Source organism: Paenarthrobacter sp. NPDC057981 (assembly GCF_042886835.1).
Lineage (GTDB): Bacteria > Actinomycetota > Actinomycetes > Actinomycetales > Micrococcaceae > Arthrobacter.
This window is the reverse complement of the sequence record NZ_JBHVQI010000030.1, coordinates 19,186-43,798: the sequence shown is the minus strand read 5'-3', so window position 1 is coordinate 43,798 and position 24,613 is coordinate 19,186. Positions and strand designations below refer to the sequence as shown.

The 24,613-nt window shown below is 60.6% G+C and carries 29 protein-coding genes; 15 read left to right on the top strand and 14 right to left on the bottom strand.

What is annotated here, in order from left to right:
* Window positions 1-209: 209 nt before the first annotated feature.
* From ACFVSI_RS19635 to ACFVSI_RS19620, 4 genes are all read left to right on the top strand, one after another.
* Complete coding sequence (locus tag ACFVSI_RS19635) at window positions 210-572, top strand: hypothetical protein (protein ID WP_387827410.1); 363 nt, start codon at window positions 210-212, stop codon at window positions 570-572.
* 137 nt (window positions 573-709) lie between these two features.
* Window positions 710-1,375 carry a hypothetical protein gene (locus tag ACFVSI_RS19630; RefSeq protein WP_387827407.1) on the top strand — a complete coding sequence of 222 codons (666 nt, stop codon included), beginning with the start codon at window positions 710-712 and terminating at the stop codon, window positions 1,373-1,375.
* A 392-nt stretch (window positions 1,376-1,767) separates the two neighbouring features.
* Window positions 1,768-2,424 (top strand): hypothetical protein, encoded by a 657-nt coding sequence (locus tag ACFVSI_RS19625; RefSeq protein WP_387827405.1) that lies wholly within the window; start codon window positions 1,768-1,770, stop codon window positions 2,422-2,424.
* 161 nt (window positions 2,425-2,585) lie between these two features.
* On the top strand, window positions 2,586-3,236 hold the full coding sequence (locus tag ACFVSI_RS19620) for a hypothetical protein (protein ID WP_387827402.1): 651 nt from the start codon (window positions 2,586-2,588) through the stop codon (window positions 3,234-3,236).
* Window positions 3,237-3,342: 106 nt separating this feature from the next.
* On the opposite strand, the gene ACFVSI_RS19615 is transcribed toward ACFVSI_RS19620, so the two are convergent.
* Window positions 3,343-3,648 (bottom strand): transcriptional regulator, encoded by a 306-nt coding sequence (locus ACFVSI_RS19615; protein WP_274262312.1) that lies wholly within the window; start codon window positions 3,646-3,648, stop codon window positions 3,343-3,345.
* The gene (locus tag ACFVSI_RS19610; RefSeq protein ID WP_387827398.1) at window positions 3,645-4,088 is read right to left on the bottom strand and encodes a hypothetical protein; all 444 of its coding nucleotides are present in this window, start codon (window positions 4,086-4,088) and stop codon (window positions 3,645-3,647) included. The genes ACFVSI_RS19615 and ACFVSI_RS19610 overlap by 4 nt, the downstream gene beginning before the upstream one ends.
* Window positions 4,089-4,266: 178 nt before the next feature.
* Here ACFVSI_RS19610 and ACFVSI_RS19605 point away from each other — a divergent pair, with 178 nt between their 5' ends.
* Window positions 4,267-5,454, top strand: a complete 1,188-nt coding sequence (locus ACFVSI_RS19605) for a TerC family protein (protein ID WP_387827396.1) — start codon at window positions 4,267-4,269, stop codon at window positions 5,452-5,454.
* A gap of 57 nt (window positions 5,455-5,511) precedes the next feature.
* On the opposite strand, the gene ACFVSI_RS19600 is transcribed toward ACFVSI_RS19605, so the two are convergent.
* From ACFVSI_RS19600 to ACFVSI_RS19585, 4 genes are all read right to left on the bottom strand, one after another.
* The gene (locus ACFVSI_RS19600; RefSeq protein WP_387827393.1) at window positions 5,512-6,876 is read right to left on the bottom strand and encodes an MFS transporter; all 1,365 of its coding nucleotides are present in this window, start codon (window positions 6,874-6,876) and stop codon (window positions 5,512-5,514) included.
* A 547-nt stretch (window positions 6,877-7,423) separates the two neighbouring features.
* The gene (locus tag ACFVSI_RS19595) at window positions 7,424-8,905 is read right to left on the bottom strand and encodes an ATP-dependent endonuclease (RefSeq protein ID WP_387827390.1); all 1,482 of its coding nucleotides are present in this window, start codon (window positions 8,903-8,905) and stop codon (window positions 7,424-7,426) included.
* Complete coding sequence (locus tag ACFVSI_RS19590) at window positions 8,893-10,053, bottom strand: DUF262 domain-containing protein (protein WP_387827387.1); 1,161 nt, start codon at window positions 10,051-10,053, stop codon at window positions 8,893-8,895. Before ACFVSI_RS19590 ends, ACFVSI_RS19595 begins: the two co-directional genes overlap by 13 nt.
* Window positions 10,054-10,172: 119 nt before the next feature.
* A complete protein-coding gene (locus tag ACFVSI_RS19585) occupies window positions 10,173-10,910 on the bottom strand; it encodes an ANTAR domain-containing response regulator (RefSeq protein ID WP_387827384.1) in 738 nt (245 codons plus the stop codon).
* A 280-nt stretch (window positions 10,911-11,190) separates the two neighbouring features.
* Here ACFVSI_RS19585 and ACFVSI_RS19580 point away from each other — a divergent pair, with 280 nt between their 5' ends.
* Both ACFVSI_RS19580 and ACFVSI_RS19575 read left to right on the top strand, forming a co-directional pair.
* Window positions 11,191-11,613, top strand: coding sequence for a hypothetical protein (locus tag ACFVSI_RS19580; RefSeq protein ID WP_387827382.1), 423 nt, complete (start codon window positions 11,191-11,193; stop codon window positions 11,611-11,613).
* Window positions 11,614-11,669: 56 nt separating this feature from the next.
* Entirely contained in the window at window positions 11,670-12,179 is a 510-nt protein-coding gene (locus ACFVSI_RS19575; protein ID WP_387827379.1) for a GNAT family N-acetyltransferase, read from the top strand.
* 8 nt (window positions 12,180-12,187) lie between these two features.
* Here the strand turns inward: ACFVSI_RS19575 and ACFVSI_RS19570 are convergent, their stop codons facing one another.
* Window positions 12,188-12,877 carry a hypothetical protein gene (locus ACFVSI_RS19570; protein WP_387827376.1) on the bottom strand — a complete coding sequence of 230 codons (690 nt, stop codon included), beginning with the start codon at window positions 12,875-12,877 and terminating at the stop codon, window positions 12,188-12,190.
* Window positions 12,878-13,017: 140 nt separating this feature from the next.
* Between ACFVSI_RS19570 and ACFVSI_RS19565 the strand changes: the two genes are divergently transcribed.
* From ACFVSI_RS19565 to ACFVSI_RS19555, 3 genes are read left to right on the top strand one after another with little or no spacing between them, the layout of a single operon-like run.
* Window positions 13,018-13,827, top strand: coding sequence for an SDR family oxidoreductase (locus ACFVSI_RS19565; protein ID WP_387827374.1), 810 nt, complete (start codon window positions 13,018-13,020; stop codon window positions 13,825-13,827).
* A 35-nt stretch (window positions 13,828-13,862) separates the two neighbouring features.
* A complete protein-coding gene (locus ACFVSI_RS19560) occupies window positions 13,863-14,294 on the top strand; it encodes a VOC family protein (protein ID WP_387827371.1) in 432 nt (143 codons plus the stop codon).
* Window positions 14,291-14,818: a DinB family protein gene (locus ACFVSI_RS19555; RefSeq protein WP_387827368.1), complete on the top strand. Its 528-nt coding sequence runs from the start codon at window positions 14,291-14,293 to the stop codon at window positions 14,816-14,818. The genes ACFVSI_RS19560 and ACFVSI_RS19555 overlap by 4 nt, the downstream gene beginning before the upstream one ends.
* 43 nt (window positions 14,819-14,861) lie before the next feature.
* On the opposite strand, the gene ACFVSI_RS19550 is transcribed toward ACFVSI_RS19555, so the two are convergent.
* The gene (locus tag ACFVSI_RS19550) at window positions 14,862-15,302 is read right to left on the bottom strand and encodes a hypothetical protein (protein ID WP_387827365.1); all 441 of its coding nucleotides are present in this window, start codon (window positions 15,300-15,302) and stop codon (window positions 14,862-14,864) included.
* Window positions 15,303-15,777: 475 nt separating this feature from the next.
* On the opposite strand from ACFVSI_RS19550, the gene ACFVSI_RS19545 reads away from it, so the two are divergent.
* Window positions 15,778-16,530 (top strand): ArsR/SmtB family transcription factor, encoded by a 753-nt coding sequence (locus tag ACFVSI_RS19545; protein WP_387827363.1) that lies wholly within the window; start codon window positions 15,778-15,780, stop codon window positions 16,528-16,530.
* 77 nt (window positions 16,531-16,607) lie between these two features.
* Here ACFVSI_RS19545 and ACFVSI_RS19540 read toward each other — a convergent pair whose 3' ends face one another.
* Window positions 16,608-17,600, bottom strand: coding sequence for a nucleoside hydrolase (locus tag ACFVSI_RS19540; RefSeq protein ID WP_387827360.1), 993 nt, complete (start codon window positions 17,598-17,600; stop codon window positions 16,608-16,610).
* A 76-nt stretch (window positions 17,601-17,676) separates the two neighbouring features.
* The gene (locus tag ACFVSI_RS19535) at window positions 17,677-19,128 is read right to left on the bottom strand and encodes an MFS transporter (RefSeq protein ID WP_387827358.1); all 1,452 of its coding nucleotides are present in this window, start codon (window positions 19,126-19,128) and stop codon (window positions 17,677-17,679) included.
* A gap of 135 nt (window positions 19,129-19,263) precedes the next feature.
* Between ACFVSI_RS19535 and ACFVSI_RS19530 the strand changes: the two genes are divergently transcribed.
* Both ACFVSI_RS19530 and ACFVSI_RS19525 read left to right on the top strand, forming a co-directional pair.
* Window positions 19,264-20,037: a GntR family transcriptional regulator gene (locus ACFVSI_RS19530; protein WP_387827356.1), complete on the top strand. Its 774-nt coding sequence runs from the start codon at window positions 19,264-19,266 to the stop codon at window positions 20,035-20,037.
* A gap of 36 nt (window positions 20,038-20,073) precedes the next feature.
* The gene (locus tag ACFVSI_RS19525) at window positions 20,074-20,982 is read left to right on the top strand and encodes a ribokinase (protein WP_387827354.1); all 909 of its coding nucleotides are present in this window, start codon (window positions 20,074-20,076) and stop codon (window positions 20,980-20,982) included.
* Here the strand turns inward: ACFVSI_RS19525 and ACFVSI_RS19520 are convergent.
* Both ACFVSI_RS19520 and ACFVSI_RS19515 read right to left on the bottom strand, forming a co-directional pair.
* Window positions 20,928-21,989, bottom strand: coding sequence for an SDR family oxidoreductase (locus tag ACFVSI_RS19520; protein ID WP_387827351.1), 1,062 nt, complete (start codon window positions 21,987-21,989; stop codon window positions 20,928-20,930). The two genes, ACFVSI_RS19525 and ACFVSI_RS19520, sit on opposite strands and share 55 nt — an antisense overlap.
* The gene (locus ACFVSI_RS19515) at window positions 21,986-22,588 is read right to left on the bottom strand and encodes a TetR/AcrR family transcriptional regulator (RefSeq protein WP_387827348.1); all 603 of its coding nucleotides are present in this window, start codon (window positions 22,586-22,588) and stop codon (window positions 21,986-21,988) included. Before ACFVSI_RS19515 ends, ACFVSI_RS19520 begins: the two co-directional genes overlap by 4 nt.
* A gap of 83 nt (window positions 22,589-22,671) precedes the next feature.
* Here ACFVSI_RS19515 and ACFVSI_RS19510 point away from each other — a divergent pair, with 83 nt between their 5' ends.
* Both ACFVSI_RS19510 and ACFVSI_RS19505 read left to right on the top strand, forming a co-directional pair.
* Window positions 22,672-22,938, top strand: a complete 267-nt coding sequence (locus ACFVSI_RS19510) for a type II toxin-antitoxin system Phd/YefM family antitoxin (RefSeq protein WP_387827345.1) — start codon at window positions 22,672-22,674, stop codon at window positions 22,936-22,938.
* Window positions 22,935-23,327, top strand: coding sequence for a type II toxin-antitoxin system VapC family toxin (locus ACFVSI_RS19505; RefSeq protein WP_387827342.1), 393 nt, complete (start codon window positions 22,935-22,937; stop codon window positions 23,325-23,327). Before ACFVSI_RS19510 ends, ACFVSI_RS19505 begins: the two co-directional genes overlap by 4 nt.
* A gap of 14 nt (window positions 23,328-23,341) precedes the next feature.
* Here ACFVSI_RS19505 and ACFVSI_RS19500 read toward each other — a convergent pair whose 3' ends face one another.
* Window positions 23,342-23,626 (bottom strand): acylphosphatase, encoded by a 285-nt coding sequence (locus ACFVSI_RS19500; protein WP_387827339.1) that lies wholly within the window; start codon window positions 23,624-23,626, stop codon window positions 23,342-23,344.
* Window positions 23,627-23,732: 106 nt separating this feature from the next.
* Window positions 23,733-24,611 (bottom strand): glycosidase, encoded by an 879-nt coding sequence (locus ACFVSI_RS19495; RefSeq protein ID WP_387827336.1) that lies wholly within the window; start codon window positions 24,609-24,611, stop codon window positions 23,733-23,735.
* Window positions 24,612-24,613 lie beyond the last annotated feature (2 nt).

Here is a 24,613-nt window from a genome sequence, read left to right as displayed (position 1 = left end):
CAGGGTTTGCTGTCGGCATGACCTCGGCCTCTGCGACACTTATTCATCACGTCTCGGGAACGTCGTGGCATGGATCGATGCAGGCGGAGTCAGGTATGAGCTTTATGGCAGGGGACCAGCGCTTCTCCCGAGAGGCTTGGAACGATTGGTTGGAAGAGTGCCGCCTATTGGCCTATCGGCCTGGGGCCGGAACCTGGACCACAGCTGAAGTGTCAATCTTTCCAGACCGCCCCGGCCAACTTCAGTTTTTCGACGAGGAGCGTCTGGAACGCGACCCAGACGGACACTGGTACCCTGGCGAGCACGCATCGGATGCCCGAGTGTGGGCTGAAGAGCTCCTACACTTCCCTCGTACTGTCGACAACATCCCGTCCTGGATGTGGGATATTTTCAAGGCTGAGGACGTAGCTCCGCCGCTCTACAATCCGGAGTTCAACTCTGTGGATTGGAAGAATCGGCGTCGGCCGGTAACTGATAGGGGGACTGACTTCACAGTCGAACCGACCGTGATCGATCCTTCCTTGGAACCCGGTGTTTTCGCCAAGATCGGCAAGAAACTCTTCGGCGGCTAAGACAAGCGAGACTGATCAGGCATAGGGGTCGGTTGAGCCAAAGAGCGAAAGCTGCCAGCCCCAAATCCCGCGCCCTGCTCCGCTATAACTTCGAAGGAGAAGAGATAGAAGGGTACGTTTCAATAACCTGAACATGGATGGAGATCTTACCGATGCCAAAAAGTAAGACGCTGGAAGATGAATTTGTGACAGAGGGGCTTAAACGCCTTCAGCTCGAAGCATTTTCTCAGCGGGGACCCGGTAACGGTGCCGAAGAAGTAGTGAGCACTTCGGTTGTCCAACAAGCCATGTCGCGTCGGTACGACGACGTAAAGCGCAACGGCCAGTGGGGCCAGGCTGATATCTCCTCAGATTTCTCAGATGAGGCCATGGACAGATGGCTGCTTGAGTTGCGAGAACGCTGCTACGTAATCGGTGAGGGTACTTGGATGACGTGCAGGGTGTTCCTTTATCCAAACGAGCCAGGTCGGCTCGAAGTTTTTGACGAAGAGCTACTCACTAAGGGACTTCACTCCACGTCAGGGCGGCTAAATGCGCGGTCGAGCGCAGCAACACTCACGTCCGAGCTCATGGCGTTCCCGCGAACAGCGGAGAACATCCCGTTTTGGATGCGGGATGTCTTCGCAGCCGAAGGCGTGACTCCGCCTATTTACAACCCGCAGTTCAAATCCGTTGACTGGAAGAACCGCCGCCGTCCAGTCACTGACAGGGGAACTGACTTCACGGTCGAACCAAGCGTGATCGATCGCTCGTTGGAGCCCGGCGTCTTCGCCAAAATCGGACAGAAACTCTTCGGCGGATAGGACCAACGCGACCACCGGCGTCGTCGTTTCAGCACAGCCAAACGGGAGGCCTGCCAACCGCACATTCCGAGCCCGCCGTCGTCGACCTTCATCACTACTGGACCGACCGACCGCGGCTGGCACCCCAACACCGTTGAGAAGTACTACACCGGTGCCACCGGCACTGTTACCCGGGTAGATAGGTACGCAGTCATCAAAGGCGCATGGTCCCCGGAACTGAACAAACGCATGGAAGCGCGGGGGCCGGTTGACTTAACCCCGGGAAATGAAGATCGAACCCAGCGCTAGGGCCGGAATGTCGCGAGAGATAAGGCTGAGGGGCGCCATTGACGGCGGAAACTCCGCAATCGCGAGATTCAACAACCTCGTCGAACCCGAATTAGGCTAGGTACGTGGACGCCTTGAGGATAAACTTTGACCCTTTTGTTGTTACCGGCCTACAACGACTTGCATCTGAAGCATTCGGCCCCGAGGGTTTTGCCCGCGGCCTAGATGAGGTCGTACATGTTTTAGTTCACTACGGGACTCGTACGTTCGGCTATGGCCACAAAATTAGCGAGAACAAGATCATCTATAAGAGCCAAGGCTTTGAGGACGATTTTTCCACGCAAAACCTGGATCACTGGCTAGATGAATATAGGAACCGGTCCTACGTTAGCGGCTTCGGAACATGGACTACAGCAGAGATCCATGTCTTTCCTAACAAGGCGGGTCGCTTGGATGTCTTCGACGAGGAGCATCTCGAACGAATGAGCAACGGCCGGTGGCACCCCGGCGGTAAGCCTGCAGGAGCCGCAACTTGGGCTCAACAGCTCCTCAGATATCCGCGTACTGCCGACAACATCCCGTCCTGGATGTGGGATATCTTCCGGGCGGAGGACGTGACTCCGCCGATCTACAACCCGGAGTTCAACTCCGTGGATTGGAAGAACCGGCGACGCCCGGTCACTGATAGTGGGACTGACTTCACAGTCGAACCAACCTTGATCGATCCTTCGTTGGAACCCGGTGTCTTCGCCAAGATCGGAAAGAAACTCTTCGGAGGATAAGACATACGCGACCCGTCCGGCGTCGTATTTGTGTCAGCTCGGTCGTATAAGAGTCTCGCCAACCGCAAATACCGCGGCCGCCGTCGTCGATTCCTTATTCTGCCCGGAAACAACGCGCAGGCTTGAATATAGCGTTCTTAAGCTGAAGGATCCCTGAGAAAATGACTACATACGACTTTTATCGTCACCCACTAGTGAAGGAAGGTCTTACGCGACTCCAAAATGAAGCGTTCGGTCCCCATGGGTTTGCGCAGTCAATGGACGAAGTTGTCGAAATCGTGGTAAGCCGCCCCTCCTCGCTTTACCTGCGAGGGCACATGGTTGCGGGCTCGACTGTATTGGACCGCGATCGCGGTGCAAGATTCTCACGTGAGGCCCTGAACCGATGGCTTGATGAGTGCCGAGTTGTAGCTTACGTTCCGGGTCGGGGAACTTGGACCACGGCAGAAGTCCACGTCTTTCCAAATGCTCCCGGCAGGCTTGACCTGTACGACGAGGAGCACCTAGACCGGATGCCTAACGGCAATTGGTACCCGGGAGCCAAGCCATCTGACGCCGCAACTTGGGCACAACAGTTGCTGCGTTTCCCTCGCGCTGTCGACAACATCCCGTACTGGATGTGGGATATCTTCCGGGCGGAAGACGTGACTCCTCCGATTTACAACCCGCAGTTCAACTCGGTTGACTGGAACAACCGTCGTCGGCCGGTCACTGACAGGGGAACTGACTTAACAGTCGAACCAACTACTATCGATCCTTCCTTGGAACCTGGTGTCTTCGCCAAAATCGGCAAGAAACTCTTCGGCGGATAAGACCAACGCGACCCGACCGGCGTCGTGATTTCAGCTCCACAAGGCGAAAGGCTAGCCAACCACAAACGCCGCGCCCGCCGTCGTACCCTTCCTGAAAAGCGATCCGCTATCCGCCCGCGATCTCCCGCAGCGTCTGCAAGTGCGCCGCCCACACCTCACGCCCGGAGGCAGTGAGGCTGGCCGAGGTCCGCGGCATCTTGCCCGCGAAGCTCTTCTTGATCTTCACGTACTCGGCCTTCTCCAGAGTGGCCAGCTGCTTGCTCAAGACGGAGTCGCTCACTTGGATGGCATCGCGGATGTCCTTGAAGTCCATCGACTCCGCCCCCGCCAAGGCAGCCATGATGGAGAACCGGACGGGTGAGTGAACGAGTTCGTTGAGCTTGTGGCGCGGGTGCTCCGCCGGGGTCGTCATGCCCGCAGCTCACGGAAGGCCGCGGCCAGGCCGATGCCGGCCAAAGCAATCGCCGCAGGTATGTAGAACCAGAGATTGCCGTCGCGGAAGACAGATGCGCCCACGACGAGTGCCACCACGTACAGGGCAAAGTACGCCAACAGGGATGTCAGGAAGCACTTGGTGAAACCGGCCTTGGTGGAGCGCTGGAACATGGGCCAGACGCAGGCCGTCACGGCGGCCCAGGCGCCCACGGAGCAAGCCAGCAATGCGGCGCCATAGCCGGTAACCAGCACAATGTGCATGCCGATCAGGAGCAAGGAACCCAGGATCGCAAGGCTGGTAAACGTGACGGCAACCGGCCAGGCGGCGGCATTGGTGGACGTGGCGCTGATGGCCTCCGCCCGGGCCAGGAGTTCGCGGGCTTCCGCAGCGGATGGGCCGCTGATGTTTTCTGTCATTGTTCCCCCAAGAAGTTGGTCTTGTGCATTGAGCCTAAGAAAGTACTTTCCATCTTGTCAAGTACTTTCCATGAGCCCCGCCGTTACCCGCCGCGGTGACGGACCCGGTAAATTTGATTCCACGAGTTTGACCCTCGGTGAGCAACACCACTCGCGCGCCTCACGAAAGCAGGATCATATGACCGTCTCACCCCTCATCTGGGGCATCACCATCGTCGTCATTCTGGCGCTTTTGGCCTTTGACTACTTCTTCCACATCCGCAAAGCCCACGTCCCATCGCTCAAAGAAGCAGCCATCTGGTCCTCCATTTACGTGGGGCTGGCTGTCATCTTCGGCATCCTGGTACTGGTCTTCGGCGGAGCCCAGATGGGCTCCGAGTACTTCGCCGGATACATCACGGAGAAGGCACTCTCGGTCGACAACCTGTTCGTATTCCTGATCATCATGGCGAGCTTCAGGGTGCCGCGCGAGGATCAGCAGAAGGTCCTCCTGTTCGGCATCGTGTTCTCGCTGATCGCCCGCACCGGCTTCATTTTCCTGGGCGCTGCGCTGATCAACTCGTTCGCCTGGGTGTTCTACATCTTCGGCCTCATCCTGCTGCTCACGGCCGGCAACCTGCTCAAGCCCGGCGACCACGGCGACGATCAAGCGAACAACTTCATCATCCGCCTGGCCAAGAAGTTCTTCCACACCACGGATAAGTACGACGGCGACAAGCTCTTCACCATGGTCAACGGCAAGCGTGCCCTGACTCCCATGCTGCTGGTCATGGTGGCAATCGGTGGCACGGACATCCTGTTCGCACTCGACTCCATCCCCGCGATCTTCGGCCTCACCCAGAACGTGTTCATCGTCTTCACGGCCACCGCATTTTCACTGATGGGCCTGCGCCAGCTCTACTTCCTGATCGACGGCCTCCTGGACCGCCTCATCTACCTCTCCTACGGACTGGCCGCCATCCTCGCGTTCATCGGCGTCAAGCTGATCCTGCACGCCCTTCACGAAAACAACCTGCCGTTCATCAACGACGGCGAGCACGTCAACGTCATCGAGATCACCACCGGCTTCTCGTTATCAGTGATCGTTGGAACCCTGGTCATCACCGTTGCACTCTCGCTCCTGAGCCCGGCAGGCAAGGCCCAGACCGCGATCAACAACGCCCGCCGCCATGCGGTGGACTACCTGGACCTGGACTACACCGCCGACGCCAACGAACGCGAACGCATCTACCGCGCCCTGACGGCCGAGGAAGCACAGATCGTGCAGATGCCCCTGAAGTACAGGAACAAGGCCAAGGACGTGGACAAGATCCGCGAGCAAGTGGCCGAAGCACACCGCCAGCATGCGGAGTTTCTCAACCGCTAGGCGTTAGGAACCGGACGGGACCTTGGCACACAGCCAGGGTCCCGTTTTGTTGCCCTGCTAGGCCGCGGGCTTCCGCCACATCACAGCCAGCACCAGCACCACCGCGCTCAGCCCCAGCATCACAAGGACCATCAGCCCCCAGTTGGCCTGGTTCACGCCTGAGCCGTAGAGGACACCGATCAGGACAGTCGCCGTAATGGCCCCCAGGTAGCGGCACGTCTGGAAGATTCCCGCAGCCACTCCCCTCTCCTCTGGCCGGGCGGAAACGTAGAGACCCTGGTTGGATGCCGTACTGACAACGCCGTACGGGACACCCATCATCGCGGTCAGGACGAACACCACCGGCACCCAGAGCGACACCGTGAGAAATCCCAACGCACTTGAGGCAAGGGTCAGTATCAACACCCCGGTGATCAGCACCGAACGGACGCCGAACCGCTCAATGAACCGCACCGTCAGCGGCGTCACCACAACCGACAACGCCGCAAGGGGCAGCATCAGCAGGCCTACTAGACCGGCGTCGTAGTGGCCTGCTTCCTGCAGCAACTGCGGAAGTCCGAAGAACGCGAAGTAATACACGCCGCTGAAGACGACGAAGAGCAGGTAGACCAGCAGCAGCGGCCGGTTACGACCCAACAGGCGCAGGTCAAGGAACGGGGGCCGGAACCTCAACTCGCGCCAGGCAAAGAGCGCGCCAATCACCGTAGCGGCACCCAGCAGGTACCAGCGGTATCCCGGCAGTACGTTGAGCAGGGCCATCATGGCCAACATGAGCGAGGTAACGAACGCGAGGATGCCGGGAATGTCGGAGTCGCGGATAAGCGTTCCCAACGAACCCGTTTCGCGGCCAGAATCCGCGGGCGCCGTCTGCCGCACAACGAAAAGCGCGAGCAAGGCAATGGGCACGTTGATCGCGAACAGGGCCTGCCATCCCACCAAACTCACCAACAGACCGCCCACCACGGGACCGACGGCGGCCGCGGACGTGTTCGCCATCTGGATCCGGCCAAGCGGCCGCGTGGATGGCAGGTTCGCCAGCCGGCTCAGTTCGGTAACCATCACGACGGCGGACGGGTAGGCGGTTGCGGTGCCCACCGCCATGAGGGCGCGGGCCACACAGACCAGGGCGAAGTTGGGCAGGAAGGGGGCGATTGCGCACGTGACCGCCACCAAGGCCATGCCGAACATGAAGAGCCGCCGGGGACCGAAGCGGTCGGCCAGCCTGCCCATGAGGGGCTGGCCCGCAGCCGATGCCAGGTAGAACGAGGTAATCACCCAGGTGACCGTGGCGACGTCGAGCGCAAAGTGCTCCCGAAGGACCACCAATGCCACAGCGATCATGGACGAGTTCAGCGGATTCAGCGCCGTTCCAAGGCTCAGCGCAGCAATGGCGAGCCCGGGACGGGGTTTGTTGGCGGTCACCCAACCCAGTCTGCTCCATGGTTGCCTCGGGTTACCAAACGGGGTCACAGGGCGGACTTTGGGGACCGAGGTCGATTCTGCTGGATCATTCCCTGTCGCCCAGGCACCGACCTCCGGAATTCCGGGGCACCACTGAGGCGCCCGAGGCGATGATCCAGCAAAAATGCAGCCCGCCCAAACAGTTAACCTTCCCGCCATTCCAAGTACGGCAGTCTCGTAATTCCGATTCAGATACGCGTCTCCGCTGGAGAGCTGTCCGCGAATCTGGATGTCGAGGCAATGATTGACCTCGTCAACGGTCCGTGTTTCGACCGCCGGACGGCGATGCCTCCGTCGTCGACGCAACGCGGGAGCGCGTCAGGAACGCCGTGAAGTTAGTCTGGGACGGCGCGCTGGGTCGGTGACTTGTTTTGCTGAATCATTCGGCTTGACGCGACCTCCGCGCCGCGAATTCAGGGCCGCCAAACAGCACCTCGGAATGATTCAGTCGAAATCGCACCTACTCCACTCATCTATCCTCCAAACCGGCCAGTAGACCAGTACTGATCTAGATGGAGGCGAGGCACTTTTGAAGTACCTCCGCTTCTTCTCTAAAACCGGTGTCCTGTAGCAGAAATGACGAAATTACCTCGAGCAAAGTGGCCGAACCTCCAAAGGGGCCGGCAACTGCAATGAGCCAGTCATGATGATCCAAACCTTGACCACTCGAGATTGCGTCGCGCAGCTTTTCCGCAGTTTGCTCGGAGAATCCCTGATACTCTTCATCGCCGGAAAACCAGCCCATCAGCCGATTTCGAACGACCACCTCGGGGGCAAATTCACCAGGAAGAAAAGCGTATCCATCAGGGGGAGTATCACTTCTCTGGTCGCCATCAAGCACGCCAACAACCCGGTGATCTAGTGCGGCAGCGCCGGATTTCTTGTACCCGTTAATGCCCCTCACAACGGCGCGCACGCCAGACTCGCCATCCTTCGCAAACGCAATCCCAACCTCATCAAGAGCGCTGCGGTCTAGATGAGCAATGATCATCTCCAGAAGTTGGGCTGCAAAAAGGTCCTCTGTCAGAGCCATGCAGCGTAGCGATCGTTTCAGGCCTAGCCTGCTGGCCAGAGCCCTGGAATTCATGTCAGTGGCTACTGACATCGTCGGAAGTGAAGTAATCAGCGACACCTGGCCGGGAGGTAGCGAGTCGAAGACCGACGGCGAGTGCGTTGAGAGAATAATCGAGAAATCATTTGCGGCAGAAATTTCAACCAACGCTTCTGTCAGTTTGCGTTGAGAAACCGCCGCCAAATGGGTCTCAGGTTCTTCAAGAATGACGACTGCACCTTGCGGTATTTGCTCCAACCTCCATAACAGGTACATGGCAGACAGTTCGCCTCTCCCCATCCCTAGCACTGAGTATTCAGCACCCATGGCCCGAACCTTGAAGAACGGGAGGGCGGCGTCATCCTCGCTAACTGAGGTTATCTCGTAGACGTCGATAGACTGGTACTGACGATTAAGGACATATGATGCAAGTGTCATTGCATCACTTGTTGCCGGGGCAGGGTCTACTCCCTCAATGAGATCAGAGTAGTTGGGGTCGTCACGGAGCATCGAAAGGAAGCGTTCAGTCTCCACGGCCGCATCGATGTAGTAGACGTGCTCCGGTGCCTCACCGGATCTCGAGAGAGTAAACCCACTCTCGTCCGAGCGTGAGATCCTAAGTCCTGACCGCATCTCCTTTCCCTTTTGGCGATCGTTCGACCAACAAACCTCGATTTCATCTAGCTGGGCGAACCACCCCACCGAATCGTCTAGAAATTCAACGGATGTATCCAAACAGGTACGAATAGCTTGAAGAAGACTCGATTTTCCTGCTCCATTGCCTCCGGCAATTATTGCTATTCCGTTCCCAATATTAACGGTATATCCGCTGGGGACTCGACCACCTTTTAGCAAAACCCGCTTTGGGCTGGCCGAGTATTTTCGTTTGGGTAACTGTTCGATGGATTTATTGATACTTGCCGATCTTACAGAAACCACTGGTCACCCCATCCAGTTACATGGGCATATTGATAAAGCTCCCTATCACTATTTGATCGCTGCTCCAGTATATTTTTAGCACCCTCGATCTGGGCTTGGACGGCCTCGACTGGCTGCCAAGCTCCGATCTCAAATAGAATGACAGCAGCACACAGGTCGCGAAGAATGACGGACGAGACATCTGCCACCCGCGCGGTTGATCGATCATGAAAAATCCGAAGCGCTCCGGCTAGGCGGGGATCATCAATAGTGTTCGGATCCCAGCGGTTAAACTCAATCCATTCGATACCTTTGAAGAATGAACTTCCTTGCGCTTGCGAGAAAGCACCCGCCCGGACCCGCGACAACATGCAGAACCACGTATGAATAGTTGCCTTGTTGGGTCGGATTGGGAGCCCTCCCTCGGCAAGCATTGGGAGAGCGAGAAAGAGATCGATAGCGGTCATGGCGTCGGCGATGATTTCATCCCCAAACTCCCTCGACAACCGATATCGAGCTGTGATACGCCCGGCCGTTATCTTTTCACCTAAGGAACCGATCTCTAATGTCAAGAGGAAACGGCCGATCAAATCATCGTAGGCCATGCGGGCATTTGAGAAGCCTACCCTTTCTTTGCTCAATCCTTGTTCAGCAAATTCACGAACTAGATTCTTAATCTGGTTTCGAGGGCCGCCGATGAAAGCATTGCGCTTCTCAGCTTCTGTAAGATTAGTCGGTTGATTTAACCTGAAAAACAGTTCGTGAGGCTCATCCGGTTCATAGTCGGTAAGTTCAAATACTCTAATAGTGAACTTCCGAAAGTTTCTCTTGATAGAAGCGGGAAGCTGATTGAACCGAAGGCCGTGTAATTCTTGCAGCTCATCCTTCTCTGGCTCTATCAAGCCATCAATAGAAAAGGCTCCATCAATGAAATCTCGGATTGCGGTTAGCCGTTGCTGACCATCGAGGACGTCACTTGTACCTTCAGGACGCACAACGAGATGTACTGGAGGGATGTGCCAGCCACGCAGCACCGTGTCAATCAGTCGTTGCTGCTTTTTGAGTGTCCAGACTTCTCCGCGCTGAAAATCAGGCTGCAGGTCGTAGTCAGCCTCAATGATTCGCCGGTAAATCGTCTCGATGTCCGGATCCTGTGTGGTGAACTTCATTCTCTCCCCAGTAATTTAGTCAAAGCTTGGTCGTATTTCGTATCATGACGCCTCTACAGTGTGTCACCGGTTTGCTTCCTCACACTCGTTCGCGAATTGCTGCGTGGGGGCTAGACGCCCTACTCCTCGAAGTGCGTGGTGATCTTCCCCGAGGAAACGGCAGCAATTATGGACTTGGCCAGGTGCCGCAGCTTGATGTTCCGGTTGCTGGAAGCAGTCCGGAGGATGGTGAATGCCTCGTCCTGGCTGCAATGGTTCTGGGCCATGATCGCGCCGACTGCCAGGTCAATCACCGTACGCGACTGCATTGCCGCCGCCATGTCGTTCCGGGCATCGCTGAGTTGGGCGATTTTCAGGGCGAGCCGCAGGGACTTGGAAGCGTGCAGGGCAAAGACCTCTGCCCGTTCCACATGGGAGTCGCTGAAAGCCTTGACCTTCTCTGAGTAGAGGTTCAGGGCAGCGCGGGTGTCGCCTTCGACCATCAGCGGCACACTGAGGATCGACCGCAGGCCCTGGTCCGAGGCAGCCCGGACATATTCGGGCCAGCGGTGCTCGCTCAGAAGGTCCTCCACCAGCACAGGCGTGAGCTTGTCCATGGCCGTAAGACAAGGACCCTCAAAAGTGCTCTGGAGCTGATCCATGATGCGCGCGCGCTCGTCGCTGCTGGCAGCGGTGGCCGACTTCTTGCGGCGTAATACCGTGATGCCGCTGAAGACCGGGCTTTCCGGGTGGGAGAGGCTCTCGGCGGAGAAAGCTGCGAGATCGCTGAGAAATGCCTCAACATCTTCACTGCCCAAAACCAGATCCAAAAAGTATCCGTTCTGGAGAGCTTCCTGCTCGGGGAGGGGGTTGACCATGCACGTTCCTACTGACTGAAAAGCGTCCCCAGCAGACAGCAAAGGAGCGAAAAGGGCCGCCCTCTGCAAAACGGTCTGGCAATACCTTATCGCCCAACGATCACCGGTACAAAGTGCATCCCAAGACGAGCTGACCTGCGGCAACGTCCCCAGCAACATCCTGTTTTGTCAACCCCGGCAACGTTTACAGGAGACACAATAAGTAAGTAGGCTTACTATGCAAGCGCGGCCCACCAAACCGCGGCCCAATAATGAACCATTCATGCAAAGGAGTCATCAGATGGGCGTAGAAGACAGCATCCGCAAGGCCACTGAAAATGCCATGGAAGATCTGGCGGGCACTTCCGATCCCGTGGAAAAGGACAATGTCCCGGAACCCGGTGAGAAGGACGACGACGTTCAGGTCCACTCGTCCATCAGCGAAGGCTCCAACGCCATGGACTCGGAAACGCCGGAGGAGCAAGCCGACGAGCGTTCTTTCGCCGTGGACGGCCACGGCGAGACTCATGAAGAGCACGTTCACCACGATCAAGGCGTGACAGACAGCGACATCAACCAGGACCGCGAAGGCGATCGGGATGTTCCTGCCGCCTCGGGCGATGTCCCCGGCCCGGCAGGCTTGCCTGAAGGTGATCCGGATTCTCTCCGGGCAGATCCCTCAGAAGGCGGCGAGGACCCGTCCACGTCCATGGGCCGGGGCTGAGGGTCGCCGGCGGCAGCGGGCCAATGGTCGGGAGCGCCTCTCTGTAGGCTGTGGGGGTGCTCCCCCATCCGACCGCCCGCTTGCGCTTCCGCAAAATGACCCCGGGCGACCTCGACGCCATGGCTTCGATGCTCGGCGACCCAAAGGTCATGACGTTCTACCCGGCACCCAAACCCCGCGGCGAAGCAGCGGCCTGGATCGCCTGGAACCAGGCGAACTATGCCAGCCACGGATACGGGTTGTGGCTCGTCGAGACGCACGACGGCGAATTCGTGGGAGACTGCGGGCTAACGTGGCAGAACGTCAATGACCGGTTGGAGCTGGAGGTCGGTTATCACGTGCGCGTGGAGCTTCAGGGTCGCGGATATGCCACGGAAGCGGCTTTGGCCTGCCTGGAGTACGCCCGGGATGTGCTTGGTGCGGGTCGCCTGGTAGCCATCAATCACCCAGACAACATGGCTTCGCGGTGCGTAGCAGAGCATCTGGGGATGCGGCACCTGGAGGATGATCTTGAAGGTTCCACGGTGCGGACAGTGATGGGCGTGGAGTTAGGTTCGTCCATCTAGCGCACCTGTTACGCCAACCGGGCGTCCGTGTCTGGGTCTCTCCGTTCGTCCAGCATCCCCGCGATTCTGCCTTCCAATGCGGCAACCGTCGCCTCCGGCAGGACGATCAAACCATCGAGTTCCTTCCGGGCCCGCTTGTACGCCGTTTGACGTTCGGCCGGGGTGGCGGCGGTGTCCTCGGCGATGCGCAGCAGCTTCCGTGCCGTCGCCAGCCGTTGCCTCTCGGGGCCTGAGAAATTGCCGTCCTTGATACGCCGGGCTTCCCGTTCGGCAACGTCGAATGCCAGTTCGTAGCTGTGGACTGCCGCGCGGTACTCGGCGAGCCGGGCCGGCGTCGAGATTTCTTCCGGCGTTCCGGGACGCAAGCCGTCGGCTTCCTTCTTGGCGCGCAGGAAAGCCACGGTCAGTGGCTCACGAACGTCTGTCATGAGAGGGAAATCGATAAGGTTCCCGACGTCGATCTCGTAGTCCAGCCATCTGTGATTCACGGAATCGTGCGCGGCCATCAGGGAAACCACCTCAGCCTGGTTCGCTTCCTCGTGCACGGCCAACTGGTTTCGCAGCTTCAACAGTTCCACCTTGCGACGGTGCCGCTCTTCGCTGGCCTTCGACCATGACCTGGCCCAGCCGCCAGCCATACCGCCGATGGGAAAGATGAGCCACCAGTAACTGCCAAGGAAGTCGAAGAGGGGTTCCACTGCTCCATCCTCCCACCGCCGCTGACTACCCCTCAACAGTCCCATTTCAAGGAGCGCCACCCGCCAGCGGCCTAACGGCATTGTGCACCGCAGAAGCATTAGATTTTCTTGCCCTAACGCCTATAAAACATTAGTTCCACTTGTTGAGTCGGTATGCTCCTTCCAACCCTCATCACCCTATGGAAGGACACACCTTGCCGACTACGAATGACCACAACGACGTGGCATCCACCCCGGGCCCGAATGTCGTTGTGGCAGGATCCACGAGCGCCGCCGGGCAAGCGGTTGTCGCCGCGCTTCTCGCTGCAGGCGCCCGCGTAGCCGCCGTCGACCTCGACGCCGCCCGTCTGGAAGAGCTCGCCCGGAATTACGACGGCGTGGTCCCCTACACCTGCAACCTGGCGAACCTTGAGTCGGTGGAGAAGCTGGCGGCTGCAGTTCGAAGCGACCTGGGACCAGTGGACGGACTCATCCACCTGGTCGGCGGTTGGCGCGGAGGCGACGGAATCACGGGTCAGAAGGATGACGATTGGGAGGTCCTGCACACCAGCATCATGACCACGCTCCGGAACACCTCCCGCGTGTTCTACCCGGATTTGGAGGCATCACCGCGGGGTCGCTTGGCTATTGTTTCCGCCACGGCAGCAGCGAATCCGACTGCCGGCGGCGCGAGCTACTCGGCCGTCAAGGCCGCCTCCGAAGCTTGGGTCCTCGGCGTCGCAGACGGCTTCAAAGCAGCACAGTCAGGCCACAAGACTGAGCCCAAGAAGCAGACCTCGGCGGCGGTGGTTTTCGTTGTGAAAGCCCTCTTGGACGACACCATGAAGGAGGCCGCCCCGCACCGCAAGTTCCCCGGCTACACGCACGTCACCGAACTGGCCGAACACATCGCCGCGCTCTTCGGCGCCCAGGCTTCCCACCTGAACGGTACCCGTCAGCACCTTGCCTAAGTCCCGGCGTCGTACCCTGTCGCTAGCATGTCCGTATGGACCAGCGACTGCACTTCATCACGTTCGCCTCGCCTGATCTCGACCGGGCCCGCGCCTTTTACAAGGGCGGGCTCGGTTGGGAGCCGCTCATGGACGTGCCGGGTGAAATCCTCTTCTTCCAGGTTGCGCCGGGTTTGATGCTCGGCCTGTTCGACGCCGAAAAATTCGACCAGGATCTGGCCAGCGGCACGCAAACCGCTGGTGTCAGTGGCGTGACACTCTCGCACAACGTCGGCAGCGCAGCGGAGGTTTCCAGCGCTATCGACGCACTTGTGGCTGCCGGCGCCACGCTGGTCAAACCCGCACAGGCAGGCGCTTTCGGCGGCATCTTCCACGGGCACGTCAAGGATCCCAACGGCATCGTCTGGGAGGTCGCGTACAACCCCGGCTGGCGGATCGACGAGGACGGTACGGTGGTTTTCGCATGAGCGCTTCCACGCAGGACGTCACGCACGAGGACATCCGGACGCAATTCGAGGCGTTTCTGGATGAGCACCGCCGGGCCTTGGAAGCATGTTTGGACGGACTCACCGAAGAACAAGCACGACGGCGGCTGGTCGCGTCGCGCACGACGCTACTGGGCCTGGTGAAGCACGCGACTTTCGTGGAAAAGGTGTGGTTCGACGAAGCCATCACCTGCAGGTCTCGGGCCGAGATTGGCATTCCGGCCACGCCCGACGAATCGTTCATCCTCGAGGAGGAGGCCACCATCGCCAGCATCCAAGCGGCTTACTCGGCAGCCTGCGAAGCTTCGCGGAAAGCCACGTTGGGTCTCGGGCTGGACGATCTTCTCCACGGCAACCGCCGCGGACCCCTGCCCCTCCGCTGGGTGTACCTGCACATGCTGCGTGAACTGGCCCAACATTGCGGGCACGCGGATATCCTGCGTGAACAGATTACAGGGGATTTAGAGCGGGCTGCCACCAAGACTGCTTACCCAAAAACTGGATAGGAAAGCACTTCTCGGCGACATGCCCCCTCTGAGTTTTGACGACCTAGGAACCCTTCACCGCTGCGATGAAGTCTTCCAGGGTGCCCTCAAACTTTGTTCCGTCAGCGTCGAAAGGTGTGACCCTTCCGTTGATGACTTCAAAGCGCCCTGACGGTCCACCGATTACATAAAATAGGCCAGGCTCCGGCTCTTTGAGGAACAGGACTGCATTTTCAGAGATCTTGAACAACGGGTCGTCTGAGATCTGATGAAGAACCCCGTCAACAGACCCGCCAGTCTGTCGCACGGTTATGCGGGTCCCCTCTTTCAAGGTGCCCGCGGGATCATGGATTACTTCGTCAACGGTGAACTCAAAATCCGTGATAGGGACAGTTTTGATTTTGGATTCGTCTATGATTCGCGTGAAGCTTCCCTCAACAGCCAGGGCGCTGTGCGTTTTTAGATCCGTCAAATTGTCGTAGCTCCCCGCCCAACTGGCGTCCATGCCTACAGTGCTGGAGGAGCTGCTGGGATTAGCCGCCTCGGGCGAACCTGCGCATCCCGAGAGACCCGCAATAGCTACCAGGGCGATTGTCGCTGAAGCCACATGTGGAACACAGTCGCGAGCGTCCTGCGCCCAGTTGAAACTTGGCCTGCGAATCCAAGGCTCCCTGTTCATAGCTCCCCCTCAGTTGCCCAGAGGACGCCCGTTGCTTCCCTTACTAGATAGGTGGGCCCGCCCGCTAGAACGTGATGCAGATCTCATGTGAAATAGCGGCAGCACTCACCATGATCCGGACGGTGGCAGTCCCACTGCATAAGTGCTGCACCGAACCCGTGGGAAGCCTGCGAACACCCCTCCAAAGAACCGGCGATCTCGCTGCATTCCCACGACCTCGCGGAACCTCGCGGAACCTCCTCGCGGAGCGACCCACCAAAATCCGTTGACACGTGACCAAATAGTCACCTATTCTGAAGCCATGGACGCCGTCTTCAAGGCTCTGGCAGACCCCACTCGCAGGGAACTCCTGGATGAGCTGTTCCGCGAGGACGGCCAGTCCGCCACAGCCCTCGGAGCCAGGTTCGAGATGACCCGTTTCGGCATCGCAAAGCACCTCAAGCTGCTGGAAGATGCGGAACTGGTGGTGGTCCGCCGTCGGGGGCGTGAAAAGCTGCACTTCCTGAACCCGGTCCCCATCCGCCTCATCCACGACCGCTGGGTGAGTAAATACGCAGAACCATGGGCCGCTGCCCTCAGCGACCTCAAATCCAGATTGGAAAGTCCCATGGAAAAGATCTTCGAGATTTACATCAAGACCACGCCGGAACTGCTCTGGGAAGCCATCACCAACAGCGAGATCCGGAGCAAGTACCAGTTCGGCAACACGTTGACCTCCGACTGGACGCCGGGCAGCCGCTTCGAAATGCGCAACCCCAAAGCCGACGCTCCGCTGGGCGAGGGCGAGAACATCGAGGTCGATCCCCCTCGCCGGCTGGTACAGACCATGACCGCTTTGTGGGGCGAGGACGTGAAGGCCGAAGGGACGTCCCGGATCACATGGGAGATCGAGCCGGTGGGAGATTCCTGCCATCTCACAGTGACCCACGACCAACTCCGCGAAGGTGCCAACGACCAGCTCTACGGCGGCTGGCCCATGATTCTGTCAGGCCTGAAGACCTGGCTCGAAACCGGCGAGCAGCTCACCACTCCCGGCTCGCTCATGTACGCCTAACCCAAGTAGGGGACAGATAACGTCGCTCCCGAGTGCCAGAGCAACGTTATCTGTCCCCTAGTTGGGTGGGGGGAGGATTAGGCGACGGGCGCGGCCATCTGGTCTTCGCTCAGCCACGCCGCCTGCATGGTTCCCAGCAAGTGCGGCGCGAATTCTTCCCCGATGGACAGCACTACCCGGCACCGCGCGCCACGCTGGTCCGGGAAGCCAACGTATTGACCACGGAGGTCGCAGACCGTCTGGCCGCGGCCCGGACCATCAGTGGTGTCCACCTTTACTCGGACCTTCGGAGCAACATCCAGTTCCACTCCCCTGACGGCAATGGCAGCGGCAAGGGGGTCGTGCATCGCAGAGCACGCCCGGCCAAAAATATCCACGTAGAAGCCGAAGTAGTAGCCCAACATGTCGCCCAGCGCCTGGGAAACAGGGTGCTCGTTTGCCAGCAGTTCCTGCCGGTGATTCTCTTCCAGGACGTTGGTCATGGTGACATCCAGCGGCACCAGGGTGACGTCCCAGTCGGCGGCGAGGACCTCTGCCGCGGCCTCGGGATCATTGGCGATATTGGCCTCTGCTACGGGCGTGATGTTCCCAGGAGCCAGCGCCGCCCCACCCATGATGGTCAGCTCGGCGATGAGTTCCGGCAGCTTCGGTTCCAGCCGCAATGCCTGGGCGATGTTGGTCAGCGGACCGATCGCCACCAGCCGCAGCTCACCGGCGTGCCGATGTGCCAGCTGGACAAGGAGTTCCGCGGCTGTGGCTTCCACGGGCTCCCGATCGGATGGAGCCAGGTCAACACCGCCGATCCCGTTATCCCCGTGGACATGCGGAGCACCGCCATGGAAAGTGCCCACTTGGGGATCGTGCGCACCCACTGCGACGGGGATGTTCGGATGGCCGGCCAGCTTCAGCAGATCCAGGGTGTTCCGGGCACCGCCGGCCGCACTGACGTTGCCGCTCACGGTGCCGATTCCCACGAGTTCGGCCCTCGGCGAGGCCAGGAGGTAGGCAAGGGCAAGGGCGTCGTCGATGCCGGTATCGCAGTCGAGGAAGAAGGGGGCAGGCTTGGTCATGGTCTCTCGTTTCAGGTGGAGCGGTGGTGAGGGTAATGGTGGGGTGCGCACGAAACCGGCGGACCGGCGTCGTGCTCTAGATCTTTTCGCTCTTCGGCGCGGCGATGAACAGGCTCACGATGAACGCGACGGCGGTGATGGACACCGAGATCCAGAGGGCCGCGGAGTACCCGGCTGCGGTGCCCTGCCCGGCGAACGGCGCAACGACCACGACGCCGAGACTCGCCCCGATACCGAAGGAGGCACCGTTGATTCCCGGCAGGGCGGCGGGTGCTTCCTTGGGCGAGAGCAGCACGGACAATCCGTTGATGGCGGTGAGGAAGAAGCCGTTGTAGAAGATGCCCAGTGCGGCAATGGCGATGAGTACCGCGATCTGGTTGTTGGCGAACAAAGCCGCGACCATGGCACAGGCAAGGCTGCTGGCAGTGCCGACCCGGACGGTCTTGATCCAGCCGCGGCGGTCGGCGATCCAACCGGCCAGGGGAGCGGCGAACACGCCGATCAGCGCGGCAGGGGTGAGGAACAGCAGCGCCGCCACCGAGGCCGGAAGGCCGAAGCCGTTCACCTTGTCCTGGCTGAGCAGCACCACGGTGAAGTTGATGATGGCGAAGATTCCGGCGAGGGTCAGCACGGTGGTCGCGATGACCGGCCACACCTGGCGCGAACGGAGGTGGTGCACTGCTACCAAGGGTGTATCGCGCTTCTTTTCGATGAGCCAGAAAGCAGTGAAGGACGCGATGCTGCCCGCGAGCAGGCCGAGGGCGGACGGCGAGGTCCAGCCGGCGGAGGACCCTGTGGACACAAAGTAGGTAATGCAGACCAGGAACACGGACAGCGAACCCGCTCCCCACCAGTCCATACGGCCCGGAGCGACCGCCGACTTACCGCCCGGCACCACTTTGATGACGCAGACGACGGCGATCGCGGCCAGTACCAGCACGGCAACGAAGATCGACTGGAAACCCAAAGTCTCGGCCATGAGTCCGCCGAAGTAGCCATCCACGCCGCCAACGCCGCCGTTGATGGCTGCGATGATGCCGATGGACGTACCGAAGAGCCGTGCCGGAAGGTACTCATTCAGCACGATGTAGGACAGCGCAAAGATGGCACTGGAGACACCCTGCATGAAGCGGCCCGTGACCAGCAGCGGCAGTGTGGGGGCAAAGATGCACAGCACCGTTCCGGCACCCATGATCACCAACACCAGGAGCAGCGCATTGCGGCGCCCGATGAAGTCGCTCCAACGGCCAATTACCGGTCCTGAGATGGCGCCGGCCAGGAAGAACATCGACTGCACCTGCGCGACGGCTTCGGGGGTCTCGCCAAAGAAAGAGCCGATGTGCGGAAGGGCGGGCGTAATCATGCTGGCGTTGAGTTGGAAAGCCAGCACAGCCAGCACCAGCGTGGAAATCAGCATGGCTGCGGCTTTGCCGTGGATCCGGCCCTCGTCCGGGGTGGTGTTGGGGTCTTCCAAGGATGGGGCCAACGGATCTACCGTCTGCTGGCCTGTGGCGTTGGGGATGTTCACATCAAACTCCTTTGTCCGAGGGCGCAGGGCGGCGCCGCGAGATGTGAGTTGTTATACAAGCATGTATTACGAGCTTGTGCAACCTGTCACAGTCTTCGGGTACAGTGTCGGTAACCCATTCCAAGTGAGGCACCCTTGACCGACAACGCCGTCCAGTTCCTGTCCCGACCCATCGCAACCCAGCCGGGTCAGCCCCTCCGTGTCGCCGCGTACTCCCGCATCGCCGAAGCCATCAGGACCAAGATCCTGCCACCGGGTTCCCTGCTCCCCACGGAGACCGAACTCGGCACCATGATGGACGTCAGCCGCACCGTGATCCGGGAAGCGCTGATGCTGCTGGAAGAAGACGGCCTCACCCGGGCACGCCGGGGCGTTGGCAGGTTCGTGGCCGACTCGCTCCCCCGCATTGGCATTGAACACATCCGCCCCTTCGACCAACTGCTCGGTGGTCCCGACCAGGACATCCAGGTCAAACGCGTCGCCGCCATCAAGCAACCGGCCTCCGAATTCGTAGCTCCGGGCATTGGCGTGGAACCCGATCAGGACGTGTGGTTCTGGGAAAGCGTGCTCATTCGCGACGGCGAACCCGTGGCACACCTGCAGGAAAACGTCGCCCAGGACATCCCCGAGGCGTCAGCCCTTCAAGAAGCCGCCGAAACACCCACCCTTTCGGCAGCTACGCTCCTTGAGGTCCTCAGCAGGCTTCCCGGCACAACCCTAGGCCCCGGTGAATGCGAAATCAGCCTCAGCACCGCCGGACCCAGCCGTGCCAAGCTGCTCGGGTTGCGTCCGTCCGATCCCGTTCTGGTCCTCACCCAGTACGTCCGGCGGAAAGGCTCACCGTTCTACCTGGCCAAGTGCCTCGTTGCCGCCAAGGCCGGGCACCTCTCCGTCATCCAGTCCTCCTGAAGCTCACGCCCAGCTGACCCACACAAAGGATCTCCCATGAGCAACACCGTTCATTCTGCCGCGCCCGTTTCGCCGTCGAGCCTCACAGTCGTCGGCAGCATCAACCTCGACATCACAGCCACAGCCAGCCGCCTCCCCTCCCCCGGCGAGACGGTGGGTGGCGCCGTCCTCCGCCAGCAGCCCGGCGGCAAAGGTGCCAACCAGGCCGTCGCCGCGGCCCGGCTCGCGGGCAGCTCACGCATGGTGGGAGCCGTAGGCCAGGACGACGCCGGGCGGTCACTTCTGGACGCAATGGCCGCCGCCGGCGTCGACATCAGCAGCGTCGCCCGGGTGGACGAGGCAACCGGGACGGCGCTGGTACTGGTGGACAGCGACGGCGAAAACCAGATCGTCGTGTGCCCCGGTGCGAACGCCTCCGTGTCGCTGGATGCTGTCACGTTCCGAGAGCTCGAGGCCGTGCTGTGCCAGCTGGAGGTGGACCAGGACGTGGTGCTGGAAGCCGCACGCGCCACCAAGGGCTTCTTTGCGCTGAACGCCGCTCCCGCCGCGCCGATCATTCCGGAATTGCTGGAACGCTGCGACCTGGTGATCGTCAATGAGACCGAATACGAGCTCATCCCGGCACTGAAAAACGCTCCACTGGTGGCGGTGACCTACGGTGGCGAGGGTTCGGCGATCTTCGTGGACGGCGAACGCGCGGCAGAAGCGCCCGCCGTACGCGTCACTGACATCGCCAACACCATTGGTGCCGGCGACGCCTTCTGCGCAGCTTTGGTGCTAGCACTGCAGGCTGGACTTGAGCGCGTACACGCCCTGGCTGTAGCGAACGCCGTGGGCGCAGATGCGGTCCGCGATTCTTCGTCCCAACCGGCACTTCAGACACTTGAGCACTACATCGAGGCGACACGGCCTTCCCTCGCGGCGGGTTCGGCCGCCACCAGATAGTCGGCCCAGCGCTTCAGGGCGACATCGACCGGCGGGTGGTGCAATCCGGCCGTCTCCGCCAAGGCGAGCGCCGTCGTCGTCGGATAGCGGTCCTCTGACAAGAACGTCAACGTTTCCGGATCTGCTCCGGTGAGTTTGGCGGGCAGCCTCTTGAGCAATCCGCTGGGGATCCTCAGCCGCGGGACCTTGACCTTAAGGTGCTGCCCGAGCATCCCCAACAGCCGTGGAAGTGGCGGCGTGGCTTCATCGAGCACCCAGTACGAGGCGTTTTCGGCCTCGGGCCTGGTGGGAACCAGCGCCATGAAGGAGGCCAGATAGTCGGCGGTGACCACCGGGAGGAACGTGCGGTCATTTCCGGGCAGTGCTGGCAGCTTCCCATGGAAGAGGTCCAAGACGGTGGTGGCGAGGCCAACCACCTGCCCGGATTCTCCGTTCACCGAATCCCCGATTACCGTGGCCGGGTTGACCATGGTGAAAGGGAGGCCCAGGGACGTCGCCGTTGCTTGCACGACGGCGTCGGCTTCCACCTTCGATCCCTCATAGGCTCCCAAACGCTTGTAGAGCTTGGCGCGGCGGGATTCGCTCCACGGCACCCCGGACGGGTCCTGGCCACCCACCCGGTAACCCGAAAGGTGCATCAGCCTTGTCACCGCCGGCAGTTTCGCGGCGAAGCGGACCACGCCCTCAGCGCTGCTGACGTTCGCGGCGTAGGCCGCTTCGGCGGTCATGCCAAAGGCAAACGCCCCGGCGAGGTTGTGGACTTCCGTCACCGTACTGAAGGCGTTCGACGCCGGATCCTGGCCTAGGTTTTCGCGGCTGAAGTCCACCAGGACGTGCGTCAGGCGTCCGCCCGCACCGTGTTCCGTCAGCCAATCGGTCAGTTTCCCGAAAGAATGCCCGGTTCGTACCGCAGCCGTCACGGTCACGTCCTGCATCAGGAGTTCACGGACCAGCCATTTTCCAATATGGCCAGTGGCTCCAAATACCAAAGCGTGGCGGGAGCTCATGCGCTTGCCTCCTTGTGAAGTGCGTTCATCAGCACTTTGAGCGTGCCGGCGGCAGCGTCCAATGGCTGGGTTGATTTGTGGGCGCGGGACAGAATGAGGGAGCCCTCCACCAGGCTGATCATGGATGTCGCCAGAGGATTTGCTTGATCCGTTCCAAGCCCAAACGTTGAAAGATAGCTGGACACTGCGTTGATCCAGGCGTCATACACCTTGCTGCAGGCCTCCCGAAGTGGTTCGTTCTCCGAAGCCGCGTCCAAGGCAACGGATGAGACCGGACACCCCGCCTGATAGTCGCTGCTCTCGAGGATGCCCTTGAGTTCACCAACGAGCACGTCCACGACGGCTTCCGGCGATGAGGACAAGGCGGTTGCCTCACTGACCAGTTGGCCGAATTGTTCGCCGGCCAATTCAACGGCAGCAATTCCGAGTTGGGTTTTTCCTTCGGGGAAATGGAAGTACAGGGAGCCTTTCGGCGCCCCGGATTGCGACAACACGGTGTTCAGCCCGGTCCCGTGGTAGCCGTTCAGCTGGATGAGGGCGAGCATGGACTCGACCAGACGCTGCCGGGTCGCGAGTCCTTTGGGGTAGGAAGAAGGCATGTGAAAAAAATAGACCAGTCTATATATTTATGTCAAAAGCCCGCCGCCAAGCTTTAGTGCTACGATTGCTACGGAGGTTCGACATGACAACTATTCCGCACCGCGAGCTGCGCAACCAGAGCAGCAAGATCCTTGAACGCGTCAGAAATGGCGAGGTCATCGACGTCACGAACAATGGCGAGGTTGCGGCTACGCTCATTCCGCCCTCCGCGTCCCCGTTTGAACGTCTGCTGCAGGCCGGCAGCGTACGCCCGGCGTCAGGCTCACCCGTGGACTTCCGGTTCCGGCCCCGCGTCGAAAGCGATATGACCACTGCCGCGATAATGGCCGACCTCCGCGGCGATCGGTGATCGTCTACGCGGACACCTCCGCCATCTTGAAGCTCGTTGTGCAGGAGCAGGAATCCGAGACCCTGGCCGCGCACCTCTACGATGCGACAGTTTCCGGAGGACACCTCGTTGCCTCAATGCTTTTGTACACCGAGCTCCACTGCGCAGCACGACGCCGCAAGCTTCCCTTTGACCTCGTCAACGATGTCCTTGCGGGCATCAACCTGGTTGACGTCACGCGCTCGGATCTGATGTATGCCTCCGCGCTGCCCAGGCAACTCCGCAGCGCCGACGCCATCCATCTGGCAACCGCCATCAGACTCCAGGCGGACTCCCTGGTGGCCTACGATGACGAGCTGCTCCTGGCAGCGAAGGAATCCGGACTCATGACGGTCTCACCCGGCGCCTAAGGTCTCGCTGGGGCCTAGCCGACGATCCGGAAAGCTGTGAAGCCTCCGGCAGCTTCGGAGATGTCAATGTCAACGTTTTCCACCCGGCCCGGCGCCTGGGAAGACCGGAGCCACCTCGCCATGCTCTCAACGTCAGTCGCCGACCCCTCGGCCACCAGCTCCACCGAACCATCAGTGTTGTTGCGGACTGTGCCCGTCAAGCCCAGTTCGTCGGCTTTCCGGGCGGTCCAATAGCGGAAACCCACGCCTTGGACGAGGCCGGTGACATGTGCCGTGAGCCGCTTCCCCGCAGAGTTCATGGACCCACCTTAACCACCGCTGCCCCTGCCCGTCCCCTCCCCGTTCAACGGAGTAGGTGACGAACAGGGGCAGCGCTGCGTCCCTGGAAAGTCGGGCTACGGCAAATCAGCTCACCACGATGTCCCGCGTGGCGTGGCTGTATGTAATGGTGACAGGTCCGCCGTCGTGGTTCAGTTCGTGGTTCGCGCCGTCACGGGCGCCAAACGCGCCGTAGTTCTCGTCCCACGAGCGGTTCAGCGCGATCTTGTAGGTGTAGAAACCGGCCGGCAGTTCGGCGGTCAGCGTCCACACCTGGGCCAAGGGGCTGAAGGTCATCTGCGCTTCGTCATACTGCGGTGCCCAATCCTCGGGTGCTCCGAGAATCTTGTTGAAGTCCCCGGCAATCGCGACGGCGTCCGGCTGCGGCACAGTCTCGACGGCGGTGGTCGCCGTTGCCTTGGCGGGCGTCTTCCGGCTGGCAGGCTTCTTGGTAGCAGCAGCTGCCTTTGGAGCCGACACCTTGGCTGCGGCAACCTTGGGCTCCGCAACCTCGCTGGCAGCGACCTTCGGAGCCGTTTCCTTCTGTGCGGCGGCACGCTTGGGAGCGGCTACGCGCTTGGCCTTGGCCTTGGCTGGCGGGGCTGTCGGGACCTGAACGTCGGCAGGTACCGGCGTTCCGGCGTCGAGCGCTGCGGCGAAAGCTGCAACATCCGCAAACGCGACGGTCGCTCGAAGGCCGTCCTCCGGGATGGTCCAGCCCGAACGTCCCTTGACCAGCCAGCCTGCCTTGACCAGCTTGGCCGAGGCGGTGGTGAGGGTCTTGTGGCCGCGCGGGATGCCGCCGCTGAGCAGCTCGGCCTCGTGATCGTTGAAAGGAACGCGGGCAGTCGCTTCGGTCAGCACTTCGCCGGCGTTCAGCGTGGTTCCGGACCATACGCCCTCTGCGAGGATGTCCAGGACGGCCTTCAGACGAAGGTTGGTGTTCTCGGCGGTGTTCGCGCCCATGC